Genomic DNA, 12,415 nt, shown 5'->3' with positions numbered 1-12,415 from the left:
GCTCAGGCCCGCGTAGCGCGGTTTCCAGCCATCGGCGGCGCCACATGCGGCGCACCGGCTTTTCAAGCAGATACCCATGAAATTCGTAGACGAAGCAACCATCGAAGTCATTGCGGGCAAGGGCGGCAATGGCGTGGCGAGCTTTCGCCGCGAAAAATTCATCCCCAAGGGCGGCCCTGACGGCGGCGATGGCGGGCGCGGCGGCAGCATTTATGCAGTCGCCGACCGCAATATCAACACCTTGGTCGACTTCCGTTTTTCCCGCATGCACCGCGCCAAAAACGGCGAAAACGGCCGAGGCTCCGACCAGTACGGTGCCGGCGCCCCCGACATCACCCTGCGCGTTCCTGTCGGCACCACGATTTTCGACGCCGAGACCAACGAACAGCTTTTCGACCTCGATCGCCACAACCAAAAGGTTACCTTGGCGGCGGGCGGCGAAGGCGGCATGGGTAACCTGCACTTCAAGTCCAGCGTCAACCGCGCGCCGCGCCAATTCACCTATGGCAAAGAAGGCGAGCACCGCAAGCTCAGGCTCGAACTCAAGGTACTCGCCGATGTCGGGTTGCTGGGCCTGCCCAACGCGGGCAAGTCCACACTGATCAGCAAAGTGTCCAACGCACGTCCCAAGGTGGCCGACTATCCCTTCACCACGCTGCACCCCAACTTGGGTGTGGTGCGCACGTCCGCTTCCCACAGCTTCGTCATTGCCGACATCCCGGGCCTGATAGAAGGCGCCTCAGAGGGCGCGGGCCTGGGCCATCTGTTCCTGCGCCACCTGTCGCGCACCCGGGTGCTGCTGCACCTGGTTGATGTCTCCTCACCCGACCCCGATATCGACCCGGTCGAGCAGGCCGCGCAAGACGCGCGCGCCATCGTCGAAGAGCTGCGCCTGTACGATCAGGGCCTGTACGAAAAACCGCGCTGGCTGGTGCTCAACAAGCTCGACATGGTGGCCGATCCGCAAAGCGTACGGCGGCGCCTGGTCGACGCGCTGGGCTGGACGGGTCCGGTCTTCGCGATTTCCGCCCTGACCGGCGAGGGCACGCAAGAGCTGGTTCTCAAACTGCAAGCGTGGCTTGACGCGGAGCGCGAGCGGGCCAACGTGGCGCAAGACAAAGCTGCGGGCACCTATCTGGCGGAAGACCCGCGTTTCGACGAAACGCGCGGCGACTTGCCACCAACGCCCCATCGCGCCACCACCGAGCCGGCCGATGCCGGCCTGCACACCCCGGATACGCCCGACACCCCGCCGGGCCGCCCCGACTGACACGCCAGAGGGCGGTGCCTTGTGCACCGCCCGCTCAACGCTTGTCGCTTCCGCTCCACTTTTTTCATACACACACATACACTCACTCGCTTCCCATGGCTGCATCTGAATCGTCCGCCGTGTCCCAGGCCGGCCGGCTGGTTGTCAAAGTAGGTTCATCACTGGTCACAAACGATGGCCGCGGCCTGGACTTGCGTGCCGTCGAGCAGTGGGCCGCCCAGATCGCCGACCTGCATGCACGCGGCAGGCAGATGGTGCTGGTATCCAGCGGCGCCATTGCAGAGGGGATGGCGCGTCTGGGGTGGCCGCGCCGCCCCAGCGCCATGCACGAACTGCAGGCGGCAGCCGCGGTGGGCCAGATGGGCCTGGTGCAGGCATATGAAGTCGCCTTCGCCCGCCATGGCGTGCGGACGGCGCAAATTCTGCTCACACACGAAGATCTTTCCGACCGACGCCGTTACCTTAATGCCCGCAGCACGCTCTATACACTGCTCGGCTTGGGCGTTGTGCCCATCGTCAACGAAAACGACACCGTCGTCACCGATGAAATCCGCCTCGGCGACAACGACACATTGGGCGCTCTGGTCACCAATCTGATCGAAGCCGACGCGTTGATCATCCTGACAGACCAGACTGGCCTGTACGAGGCCGATCCACGCAAGAACCCACATGCACGCTTTGTGTCTACTGCCACCGCCGGTGACCCGGCGCTCGAGGCGATGGCAGGCGGCTCCGGCACCAATATCGGCACCGGCGGCATGCTCACCAAGATCCTCGCCGCCAAGCGCGCCGCCAACAGCGGCGGCCACACGGTCATTGCCTCGGGCCGCGAGCCCGATGTCTTGCTGCGTTTGGCCGCGGGCGAGGCCATCGGCACCGAGCTGCGCGCCCTGCTGCCCAAGCGCTCTGCGCGGCAGCGTTGGCTGGTCAACCAGTTGCGCCTGCGAGGGCGCGTACGCCTGGACGCCGGCGCCGTGCGCGCCTTGCTGCAAGGGCACAAAAGCCTGCTGGCGGTCGGCGTCACCGGTGTGGACGGTGACTTCGAACGCGGCGATGTGGTCGCCTGCGTCGGCCCGGACGGCGTTGAATACGGCCGCGGCCTGATCAACTACTCTGCCGGCGATACGCGCCGCATCATGGGCCACGCCAGCGCAGATATCGCCGACCTGCTGGGCACCATGACCGATCCCGAGCTCATGCACCGGGACAACATGGTGTTCACACGCAAGCCGCTCACATCCGAGCAGGGATGAACATCGTTTCCTTGAGCTCTTCCATAACGATGCAGCTCTTCGTTTGCGTTACCCCCGGCAGGCGCAACAGGATGTCACCCAGCAAGGTGCGGTATTGGCCAATTTCTTTGATGCGCGCCTTCACCATGTAATCGAAATCGCCAGACACCAAATGGCATTCGAGCACGTACGGGATACCCAGCACTTCACGCCGGAAATCCTCAAAGCTGCGATCAGACTTGCTGGTGATCGAGATCTCCACAAATACCAGCAGGCCGGCATCGAGCGCCGCCGGGGACACCCGTGCGTGATAGCCCAGGATAATGCCCTCGCGCTCCATACGCCGGACGCGGTCGATACAGGGCGTGACAGTAAGCCCCACCTGATCGGCAAGGTCTGTCATCGAAATACGGCCATCGCGCTGGAGCACGTCAAGAATGTGCCGGTCGAGCTTGTCCAGCGTCGCGACCGGGCTGCGTTGTATGCGCAAGACAGTTCCTTGTGGTGGTAGATGACGCCCTGCGACAGGCCGGGCATGCCGCATACACAGCGATATGCGCTGCCGGCGCCTTGAAGCCGCATTGGTAGGCGAATTTACTGAAAAGCACGATTTTTCAGCAGAATTTTATCGCTCAACTGGCCTATCATCCAGAAAAGACATATCCATCACTGCGCAGACAACATGAAAGTCATCGTTCTGGGCGCCGGGGTCATTGGTGTGACCAGCGCCTATTATCTGGCCAAGGCGGGGCATGACGTCACCGTGCTCGATACGCTGGCGGGCCCGGCACTCGAAACCAGCTACGCCAATGCGGGCCAGGTATCGTTCGGGTATTCATCGCCCTGGGCCGCGCCAGGCATCCCGCTCAAGGCCATCAAATGGCTGTTTGCCGAGCACCCGCCGCTATCCTTCCGGCCCGATGGCACATTGTTCCAGCTACGCTGGATGTTTCAGATGTGGCGCAACTGCAGTGCTGCCCGCTACGCCGTCAACAAAGAACGGATGATCCGGATCGCCGAGTACAGCCGCACCTGTCTGGCCGCCCTGCGCAACGATACAGGCATACAGTACGAAGGCCGCCAACGCGGCACCCTGCAGGTATTTCGCACGCAGGCCCAACTCGACCAGGTGGGCAAAGACATTGCCGTGCTCCGCGACGCTGGTATCAACTACGAGCTGCTTACGCGGGATCAGTTGTCGGATGCGGAACCGGGCTTGGCCGACACCGCACACAAGCTGACGGGCGGATTACGGCTGCCAGACGATGAAACCGGCGACTGCCACTTGTTTACCCAGCGCCTTGCCGCCATGGCGCAGGCACTGGGGGTGAAGTTTCGATACGGCGTGGCAGTGGACGCGATACTGGCCAACAGCAGCGGTGTATCCGGCATACGATGCGGCGAGCACATCTTGTCGGGAGACGCTTATGTGGTTGCATTCGGCGCTTGGTCTACCCGCCTGCTTGAACCTTTCATGCGCCTGCCGGTATATCCGATGAAGGGCTATTCCATCACTGTGCCCATTGCGGATGACCGATGCGCACCGGTTTCTACCCTGCTCGACGAAACATACAAGATCGCTGTCACCCGCTTCGACCGGCGCATACGCGTGGGTGGCATGGCAGAAATCAAGGGTTTCGACAAAAGCCTGAACCCACGGCGCCAGGCCACGCTTGAGATGGTGGTGGATGATCTCTTTCCGGGTGCGCGGCGGCATGGCCAGGTTGAGTTCTGGACTGGCCTGCGCCCCAAGACGCCGGACAGCACCCCTGTTATCGGCGCCACGCCCGTACCCAAGCTGTATCTGAACACTGGGCATGGCACCTTGGGCTGGACCATGGCTTGCGGCAGCGGGCAATTGCTGGCCGATATTGTTTCAGGCCAACCCCCGGCGATTCGCCACGACGACCTGGGCATCAGCCGCTACGGAGCCTGAACGCGGCGGTGCTGCCCACCGCGCACCGCCACGACGCGGTACTCGTTGCACACTGCCGCGGCGTATATGCAGCAAGGCGCTAAAGCGCACCGGTAAACATATACCCCCAGTTGTGCACCGACTTGAGCGGCAATGCCACGTCTTGCTCGGTGCATTTGCGCCGCAGGCGGCTGACCAGCACGCTCAGCCGCCCCTGCTGGCCAACCACGGTATCGAGCGCATGTGCCTGGCCGACAGCCTGGATGAGATCGGCATGCGCGGCGCGCTGGTTGGGCGCGTTGACCAGTGCCATAAGAAAGGCGCGCTCTGCCGTGGTGAGCGGGATGCGTTTGCCGCACGGACTGCAAAGTATCCAAGCCTGCTCGGCCAGCACCCAGACCAGCCGGGGTGCGGCGGCTGCGCGGGCCGCCGCTGTGACATCCAGGCGCCATAACAAGCGAAACAGGATAGCAGCCAGCAACTGCGGCGAAGCCTCGATCGGGCAATAGGTATCAACGCCGCTTTGCAGTGCCTGGAGCGCCATGCTTTCTGTGCTGGTTTCAGTGAGCATGACGATGCCCAGACCCGGGTATAGCGCCCTGAGATGCGCGGCCGCGGCGCAGTTATCAGCGCAGGCCGACGCCAGCACCGCCGCCACGCTTGCGCCGGTTTCGGCATGCCGCCGTACGGACCCATAGAGTTGGGGCAGATCGGTGCAATGGGAGATTTTCAGACCCTGCGATTCGAGTTCAGTCAGGCGGCGACGCCATGCTTCGCGATTCTGGGCTGTGGTGGGCGGAGAAAAAAGCAGGATGGCGGGTAGTGCTGCCATAGCGGGGTAATGGGCTGTGATGATCAAGCTGGCCTCTACTCAAAACGATGCCGGCACCCGATAAGGCGCGGACACGGACAACGGCGCCGGATAGGACGACCGCAACAAGAAATGACGTATTTTTATGATTACTTTTTTTACTTTAGTTAACAATAAAACATTACGTTTGTGATTTCAATATTACCACTGTGATTGTTAGTCGGCGTCCAATCACAAACGTGAAACTCTTTTCTGAACGTCTCAAACACGCCCGCCAATTACGCGGTATGAGTCAATCGGCGCTGGCGCGGGCCTGCAGGCTATCGCAAGGCGCGATTTCGAACTATGAAAGCGGCAGCAGGCGCAAAGCCCAGGACATATTCGAACTGGCTGATGCATTGCGCGTAAACCCCACCTGGCTTGCGACGGGCGCCGGCCCCATGGAGCGCCCCGTCAATGTGTTGCCGCCGCCACCGGGCGCGGCCCAAGCACATACGCTGGCGGATTCGGCCGTTGGCGCATACTGGCCGTTTCCGCGTATTTCGCCGCACGATTTCACAACCCTTGCGCCGCAAGAGCGCGCAGTTATTGAAGACACGGTACTGAGCCTGCTGCGCTCGTTTCGACGCAAATAGGCAGTTATCGTCCGCCACGATACTCGCCCGGACGTCTTTACAGGCTGCTGGCCTTGGTGAATTAACAGCCTGCATCATCTGACAGGGGCAAAAATGCAACAAAAAGGCGGCCTGAAGGCCGCCTGGAAGTTTGCTGCGTGAAAGTAATTACTTGGCAGGCTGCTGCACAGCGTACAGATACAGCTCGACGCGGCGATTCAGTGCACGACCTTCCGCTGTGGCGTTGTCGCCAACCGGGTTGCTGGGGCCGCGACCCTCCGCCGTCAGGCGCCCCTGGGTTACACCCTGTGCCGCGATGTAATTGGTGACCGCCGTCGCGCGGTTAACGGACAGTGTCTGGTTTGTTGCCGCGCTACCCGTGCTGTCGGTATAGCCAATGGATTTCGCGCGCAGCTCGGGATTTTGCACCAGAGCACGGGCCACACTGTCGAGTACCGGCAGCAGGGCAGGCTTGAGCTGGTATTTGCCGGTATCGAAGGAGACATTGCTGGGAATGTTGACGCGGAGCGTACCGTCGGGCATTTCGGTGACATCGACGCCCAGGTTCCTCGCACCTGACTGTTCCACGTCGTTCTTGACCTTGGACCAGTTGTAGCCGGCGATGCCGCCCGCCACGGCGCCGATGCCGGCGCCAATCATGGCCGCCTTGCTGCTGTCACCGATGAGCGCGCCCAGCCCGGCGCCTACCGCTGCGCCAGCGCCGGCACCTACCGCCGTTTTTCCGCCCGTGCCCATTTCGTTCATCTGGGCACAACCGGCCATCAGGGCAACCGCGCAAATGCCAGTGGCTATGCGACCTGCTCGCATGGATACTTTCATGTAATTCTCCTTTTTCTCAAACGGCCAGACAGACGTCTGCCCAAGAGCAATCCTAGCAAGCTGTATGCCGCCACACTGTTACATTGTTATTCCATTGGGCAATTTGTTTACGTTCATTGACGATCGTTGCAACGGGGGTGCGCATGAAGCGATGCAAGGCCCAAAAAAAAATGGGGTGCCGCACGCGCCACCCCATCGCGAAAATCATCGGTCAGCCGCCATCAATACAGCTTCGCGCCCGACACCTCCACGATTTCCTTGTATTTGGCCAAGTCGTCCTTCACCAGTTCGGCCAACTGTTCAGGCGTGCCCGGCTCGGCGGTGGAGCCCATCGTCAGCAGGTTCTTGCGCACGTCGGCATCTTTCAGCGCCTTGACATAGGCAGCATTCAGTTTGGCGATGATAGCGGGCGGGGTGCCACCCGTGGCGAACACGCCGAACCAGGTACCCAAATCGAACTTCTGCACGCCTGCCTGCTCCATAGTGGGCAGGTCGGGGTAGATAGACGAACGCTCTTTGGTGGTGACAGCCAGCGCCAGCACCTTGCCATCCTTGATCAGGCCCGACGCCGATGCAAGGTTGTCGAACATAAAACTGACCTGCCCGGCCAGCAGCGCTAACTTGGCTGGCGCCGCGCCCGCGTAGGGGACGTGCACCGTGCTGATGCCGGCGCGGCGGTTCAGCAGTTCACCCGCCAAATGGCCCGCGCTGCCGTTTCCGCCCGACGCAAAGTTCAGTTCGCCCTTGTGCTTGCCGGCATAATCAATCAGCGCTTTGACGCTATCGATGCCATTCTTTGCCGCGAACTCTTTATTCACGATCAGCACGTTGGGCACCGATGCCACCAACGCCACGGGCGCGAAGCTTTTGACAGGATCAAAGCCCGGCTTCTCGTAGAGCCAGGGGTTGATCGCGTTGATAGCGACAGCCCCCATCATGAGCGTGTAGCCGTCGGGCGCAGTTTTGGCCACGTAGGCGGCGCCGATATTGCCACCCGCGCCGGGTTTGTTTTCCACAATGACGGTGCCCAGATCTGCCTTGACCTTTTCGGCCAGCAACCGCGCCATACCGTCCAGCGGGCCGCCTGCGGCATAAGGCACGATGAACTGTATCGGTTTGGACGGGTAGCTGGCCGCGTCATTTTGCGCAGACGACAGTGAAGGGGCAAGTACAGCGGCCGTCATGATGGCCGCCACGGCAAAGGGCTTCAAACGGGAAAACATATGTAATGCCTTGTATGTAATTGAAAATTGCAAAGGTATAACGCTACACCAAATCCAACCTGGGGCACAAACCACGCCAGCGTCAACACGCGCTACGAGCCCATGCTGTTTTTTGCACACGCCCGCCACCTATGGGTTTGCAGGCATAGCAGCTGCACCACAGCGGCATCGCCATACAGTCACTCAGTGCAGAATCTGGCTGAGGAACAAGCGAGTACGCTCGTTTTGCGGGTGGTCGAAGAATTCGTCGGGCGTGTTCTGCTCAATGATTTCGCCCTGGTCCATGAAAATGACTCGGTCGGCCACTTTGCGCGCAAACCCCATTTCGTGCGTGACGCACAGCATAGTCATGCCGCTTTCCTCGGCCAGGCCCACCATCACGTCCAGCACCTCCTTTACCATCTCGGGATCGAGCGCGGAGGTTGGCTCGTCGAACAACATGATCTTGGGGCTCATGCACAGCGAACGTGCAATGGCTACGCGTTGCTGCTGTCCGCCGGACAACTGGCCCGGATACTTGGCGGCCTGGTCTGGAATACGGACCCGCTCCAGATACTTCATAGCCGCGGCCTCGGCCTGCGCCTTGGGCAACTTGAGCACCCACATCGGGCCCAAGGTGAGGTTTTCAAGCACGGTGAGGTGCGGAAACAGGTTGAAGTGCTGGAACACCATCCCCACGTCGCGACGGATGGCTTCGATCTGCTTGAGATTGTTGGTAAGCTCAGTGCCATCGACAAAGATCTCGCCCTGCTGGTGCTCTTCGAGCCGGTTGATGCAGCGAATCAGGGTGGATTTGCCCGACCCCGACGGCCCACAGATCACGATGCGCTCTCCGCGCGCCACATCAAGATTGATGTCGCGCAGCACATGGAATTGCCCGTACCACTTATTGACATGCTGCATGCGGATAATGGCATCGGCCATGCGAGTACTCCTTGCCATGACTGGCGGTCAACGCTCATACCCCGTCTTCAGCTGGCGTTCGAGATGCCGGCTGTAGCGAGAAATGGAATAGCAGAAAACAAAGTAGATGACACCGATGAACAAGTAGGCTTCGGTGCTGTAGCCGCGCCAGGCCGCATCGGACACCGCCGTCTTGGCCGCAAGCGTCAGGTCGAAAATCCCGATAATGACAACCAGCGACGTGTCCTTGAACAGTGAAATGAAAATACCCACCAGCGGCGGAATCACCACCTTGAGCGCCTGCGGCAATATGATCTTGCGCATCTGTTGCCAGTAGCTCAGGCCCAACGAGTCGGCGCCTTCGTACTGCCCTTTGGGGATGGACTGCAGCCCGCCGCGCACGGTTTCCGCAATATATGCAGCCGCGAACAGGATGATTGCGATCTGCGCGCGAAGCAGTTTGTCGATGCTGAAGCCCTCGGGCAGAAACAAGGGCAGCATCACCGATGACATGAACAGCAGGCTGATCAACGGCACGCCTCGAATCAGCTCGATATACACCACGCAGATGGCCTTGACTGCCGGCATGTCGGAACGCCGCCCGAGCGCCAGCAGCAGCCCGAAGGGAAAAGCAAAGCCGATGCCGAATGTGGACAGAATGAGTGTGAGCGGCAACCCGCCCCATCGTTCGTTCTCAACGTAGCGCAGGCCGAACACCCCGCCCCACATCAGAACGGCCACCGCTGCCAGCGCCAACAGCCACAACGCAGCGAGCCAAGGGCGCCAAAAGCGCCGCATGCAGCTGCAGGCCACGATCGCCACCAGAATAATACTGGCCACGAGCGGCCGCCATTGCTCGTCGTAAGGGTAGACGCCGAAAAGAATGAGGCGGTGCTTTTCGGCAATGAAGGCCCAGCAGGCGCCGCCAGCGGCACGGCATGCTTGCGACGTTGTGGCACCGAAATCGGGTTTGATGAACAGCCAGTCGATGAGCGCGGGTATGCCCATCGCCAGCAGCCATACGATCAGAATGGTGAGCACGGCACTGAGCGGCGACGAGAACAGGCCGCTGCGCAGTTTGCCCAGCAGCGTTTCGCGGCTCGGCGGCGGGCCGTCCGGCGCAACAGCGGTAAGCGGATCGGCCATCATCGCTCCACCAGCGCGATGCGCTTGTTATACCAGTTCATGAATACAGAGATCGACAGACTTACCGTGAGGTAGGCGGCCATGATGATCAGGATGCCCTCGATTGCCTGGCCCGTCTGGTTGAGCGTCGTGTTGACCACGGACACCACATCAGGGTAGCCGATGGCCACCGCCAGAGAGCTGTTCTTGGTGAGGTTGAGATACTGACTGGTCATGGGCGGCACGATCACCCGCAGTGCCTGAGGCAGAATGACCAACCGCAGTACACGGGCAGGCCGCAGCCCGAGCGCGTCGGCAGCCTCCCATTGGCCTTTGTTGACCGCCTGGATACCCGAACGCACCACCTCGGCCACGAAGGCAGACGTATAAATGACCAGCCCGGCCAGCAAGGCGGCGAATTCGGGCGACAACGACAGCCCGCCGCTGAAGTTGAACCCCGTGAGTTGGGGCATGTTCAGTTCGATGGGCGCACCGCCCAGCAGCCAGCCCGCCACAGGAAACAGCACAATCATTGCCGCGCCTGTCCGGCCGAGCGGAAAAATCTTTCCGGTGGCTTCCTGACGTTTTTTGCCCCAATGGGCCAACAGCACAATCGCCACGATAGCCAGCAACAGCCCGCCCAGTATCCAGTCGACCCCATCTCCGGCCAGTGTCGGCAGCTTTAGCCCGCGGTTGGAAATGAATACACCCGGCAGGGGATGCAGCGCCTGCCTGGGGCTGGGCATGATTTCGGTGATGACGGCATACCAGAAGAACAACTGCAGCAGCAGGGGTATGTTGCGCATCACCTCGATATAGACGGTGGCGACACTGGAGATAAGCCAGTTTTTGGACAGCCTGGCAATGCCCAGCAGCGTGCCGAAAAGCGTGGCGGCGACGATGCCGATGATCGATACCCGCAGGGTGTTGAGAATACCCACCCAGATTGCTCGCCCATAGGTGTCGGCCGGCGAATACTCAATCACGCTTTCGCCAATCGCAAAGCCGGCTTCGCGGTCAAGGAAAGCGAAGCCGGTCGAGATGTTGCGTATCTGTAGATTGTGCAGCGTGTTGGAAACCAGATACCAGACGATGAAACCCACAATGCCGAGAACCAGCACTTGGTATATAAAAGCGCGTACGCCAGGGTCGTTCCAGGAAAGCTGCCGCTTGGGACGCGCCTGGGGAAGTCTGTTTGCCATAGATACCACCAACTGGCCGGATAAGCGTCACGCGCCCGCGCAGGCCCCCGCGCCGGGCGGGGAGCCGGCGACGGGCGCACTGCAGGCACGTATTGAGGTCAGCGTACCGGCCAACCGTACATCAGCCCGCCATCACGCCACTGAGCGTTCAGACCGCGTTCTAGCTTCATGGGCGAGTTGGGGCCAAGGTTGCGGGCGAACGATTCACCGTAGTTGCCCACCTGTTTGATGAGGTTATAGCCCCATTTCTTGTCCAGGCCCAAGCCTTTGCCCATCTCGCCTGTCACGCCCAGGATGCGTTGCACGTTGGGGTTGGGACTCTTGAGCATTTCATCGACGTTCTTGGAGGTGATGCCGTACTCTTCAGCCTCGAGCATAGTGTTGAGCACCCAGCGCACCACCATGAACCACGGGTCGTCGCCCTGGCGCACCATCGGGCCCAGCGGTTCTTTGGAGAAGTCTTCGGGCAGAATGACGTGATCGTCGGGGTTGGCGAGCGTGGTGCGGATGGTTGCCAAGCCGGATTTGTCGGTGGTGTAGGCGTCGCAACGGCCTGCGGCGTATGAACGCATGGCTTCGTCAGGGCTGTTGATCACCACTGGCTTGAACTCGAGCTTGTTGGTACGGAACCAGTCGGCAAGGTTCAACTCCGTCGTCGTGCCTGGCTGCACGCAGATGGCCGCGCCGCCCAGTTCTTTGGCACTCTTGACGCCCAGCGACTTGGGCACCATCACGCCTTGGCTGTCGTAGTAATTGATGTTGGTGCTCATCAGGCCCAGCGTCGTACCACGCGTCATGGTGGCCGTGGTGTTGCGCGTCAGCACATCGATCTCGCCAGACTGCAGGGCGGTAAAGCGCTGCTGCGTGGTAACCGGTGTCATTTTGTGCTTGGTGGCGTCGCCGAACACCATGGCGGCGATACCCCGGCACACATCCACGTCGATGCCTGTCCATTGCCCCTTGCTGTCGGCAATGGAAAACCCTGGCAGGCCCGTGTGCACACCACACTGCACAAAACCTTTCTTCTTGACCGCATCAAATGTTTCACCCGCATGCGCGGCACCCGCCAGAAATAACAAGGATGCGCCCAATGCTGCAACTTTTATTAGTTTCATATGGAGTTCCTGTGCTGACTAAGTATGATGTCCGGAATCGAACTTTGTGCGCCAGCGATGGGCGTATAGTGCCGTCGCCGGAGCCCCTGTCGTAACAATTTTCATCGTAGCCGCAGCCCAAGGCCAAAAACATGAGGGATATCCCTTGCGGGCCGTTTATGATTA

The 12,415-nt window shown here is 60.8% G+C and carries 12 protein-coding genes; 4 read left to right on the top strand and 8 right to left on the bottom strand.

Translation table 11 applies throughout. The annotated features are described in order from the left end of the window. Window positions 1-76: 76 nt before the first annotated feature. Both obgE and proB read left to right on the top strand, forming a co-directional pair. Window positions 77-1,270, top strand: a complete 1,194-nt coding sequence (gene obgE, locus LOL23_RS08510) for a GTPase ObgE (RefSeq protein ID WP_237173471.1) — start codon at window positions 77-79, stop codon at window positions 1,268-1,270. A 95-nt stretch (window positions 1,271-1,365) separates the two neighbouring features. Next, window positions 1,366-2,523, top strand: coding sequence for a glutamate 5-kinase (gene proB, locus LOL23_RS08505; RefSeq protein WP_160980413.1), 1,158 nt, complete (start codon window positions 1,366-1,368; stop codon window positions 2,521-2,523). Here the strand turns inward: proB and LOL23_RS08500 are convergent. Continuing rightward, the gene (locus tag LOL23_RS08500) at window positions 2,504-2,992 is read right to left on the bottom strand and encodes an Lrp/AsnC ligand binding domain-containing protein (RefSeq protein WP_160980411.1); all 489 of its coding nucleotides are present in this window, start codon (window positions 2,990-2,992) and stop codon (window positions 2,504-2,506) included. The two genes, proB and LOL23_RS08500, sit on opposite strands and share 20 nt — an antisense overlap. Window positions 2,993-3,184: 192 nt before the next feature. Between LOL23_RS08500 and LOL23_RS08495 the strand changes: the two genes are divergently transcribed. Next, a complete protein-coding gene (locus LOL23_RS08495) occupies window positions 3,185-4,438 on the top strand; it encodes a D-amino acid dehydrogenase (RefSeq protein ID WP_160980409.1) in 1,254 nt (417 codons plus the stop codon). A gap of 79 nt (window positions 4,439-4,517) precedes the next feature. Here LOL23_RS08495 and LOL23_RS08490 read toward each other — a convergent pair whose 3' ends face one another. Continuing rightward, the gene (locus tag LOL23_RS08490; protein ID WP_160980407.1) at window positions 4,518-5,276 is read right to left on the bottom strand and encodes a winged helix-turn-helix domain-containing protein; all 759 of its coding nucleotides are present in this window, start codon (window positions 5,274-5,276) and stop codon (window positions 4,518-4,520) included. A 191-nt stretch (window positions 5,277-5,467) separates the two neighbouring features. Here LOL23_RS08490 and LOL23_RS08485 point away from each other — a divergent pair, with 191 nt between their 5' ends. Continuing rightward, window positions 5,468-5,863 (top strand): helix-turn-helix domain-containing protein, encoded by a 396-nt coding sequence (locus LOL23_RS08485; protein WP_160980405.1) that lies wholly within the window; start codon window positions 5,468-5,470, stop codon window positions 5,861-5,863. A 147-nt stretch (window positions 5,864-6,010) separates the two neighbouring features. Here the strand turns inward: LOL23_RS08485 and LOL23_RS08480 are convergent, their stop codons facing one another. The 6 genes from LOL23_RS08480 to LOL23_RS08455 form a co-directional block, all read right to left on the bottom strand. After that, complete coding sequence (locus LOL23_RS08480; protein WP_160980403.1) at window positions 6,011-6,682, bottom strand: YiaD family glycine zipper/OmpA-like lipoprotein; 672 nt, start codon at window positions 6,680-6,682, stop codon at window positions 6,011-6,013. 221 nt (window positions 6,683-6,903) lie between these two features. After that, window positions 6,904-7,905 carry a Bug family tripartite tricarboxylate transporter substrate binding protein gene (locus LOL23_RS08475; RefSeq protein WP_160980401.1) on the bottom strand — a complete coding sequence of 334 codons (1,002 nt, stop codon included), beginning with the start codon at window positions 7,903-7,905 and terminating at the stop codon, window positions 6,904-6,906. A 183-nt stretch (window positions 7,906-8,088) separates the two neighbouring features. Further along, entirely contained in the window at window positions 8,089-8,829 is a 741-nt protein-coding gene (locus tag LOL23_RS08470; RefSeq protein WP_160980399.1) for an amino acid ABC transporter ATP-binding protein, read from the bottom strand. Between the two features lie 27 nt (window positions 8,830-8,856). Then, window positions 8,857-9,954 carry an amino acid ABC transporter permease gene (locus LOL23_RS08465; RefSeq protein ID WP_439652077.1) on the bottom strand — a complete coding sequence of 366 codons (1,098 nt, stop codon included), beginning with the start codon at window positions 9,952-9,954 and terminating at the stop codon, window positions 8,857-8,859. Further along, window positions 9,954-11,135 (bottom strand): amino acid ABC transporter permease, encoded by a 1,182-nt coding sequence (locus LOL23_RS08460; RefSeq protein WP_237173470.1) that lies wholly within the window; start codon window positions 11,133-11,135, stop codon window positions 9,954-9,956. The genes LOL23_RS08465 and LOL23_RS08460 overlap by 1 nt, the downstream gene beginning before the upstream one ends. Window positions 11,136-11,233: 98 nt before the next feature. Then, window positions 11,234-12,250, bottom strand: coding sequence for an amino acid ABC transporter substrate-binding protein (locus LOL23_RS08455; protein WP_237173469.1), 1,017 nt, complete (start codon window positions 12,248-12,250; stop codon window positions 11,234-11,236). Between the last annotated feature and the right edge of the window lie 165 nt (window positions 12,251-12,415).

This window comes from Paracandidimonas lactea, assembly GCF_021653995.1.
Classification (GTDB): Bacteria; Pseudomonadota; Gammaproteobacteria; order Burkholderiales; family Burkholderiaceae_B; genus Allopusillimonas; species Allopusillimonas lactea.
Note: the sequence above shows the minus strand (reverse complement) of the source record. Positions and strands in the feature narration are given on the sequence as shown.

What these genes read in the sequence shown, in the direction of transcription:
- obgE (WP_237173471.1), top strand. Translation starts at nt 77, where the DNA reads ATGAAATTCGTAGACGAAGCAACCATCGAAGTCATTGCGGGCAAGGGC.
- LOL23_RS08470 (WP_160980399.1), bottom strand. Translation starts at nt 8,829, where the DNA reads ATGGCCGATGCCATTATCCGCATGCAGCATGTCAATAAGTGGTACGGG.
- LOL23_RS08465 (WP_439652077.1), bottom strand. Translation starts at nt 9,954, where the DNA reads ATGGCCGATCCGCTTACCGCTGTTGCGCCGGACGGCCCGCCGCCGAGC.
- proB (WP_160980413.1), top strand. Translation starts at nt 1,366, where the DNA reads ATGGCTGCATCTGAATCGTCCGCCGTGTCCCAGGCCGGCCGGCTGGTT.
- LOL23_RS08475 (WP_160980401.1), bottom strand. Translation starts at nt 7,905, where the DNA reads ATGTTTTCCCGTTTGAAGCCCTTTGCCGTGGCGGCCATCATGACGGCC.
- LOL23_RS08455 (WP_237173469.1), bottom strand. Translation starts at nt 12,250, where the DNA reads ATGAAACTAATAAAAGTTGCAGCATTGGGCGCATCCTTGTTATTTCTG.
- LOL23_RS08495 (WP_160980409.1), top strand. Translation starts at nt 3,185, where the DNA reads ATGAAAGTCATCGTTCTGGGCGCCGGGGTCATTGGTGTGACCAGCGCC.
- LOL23_RS08460 (WP_237173470.1), bottom strand. Translation starts at nt 11,135, where the DNA reads ATGGCAAACAGACTTCCCCAGGCGCGTCCCAAGCGGCAGCTTTCCTGG.
- LOL23_RS08480 (WP_160980403.1), bottom strand. Translation starts at nt 6,682, where the DNA reads ATGAAAGTATCCATGCGAGCAGGTCGCATAGCCACTGGCATTTGCGCG.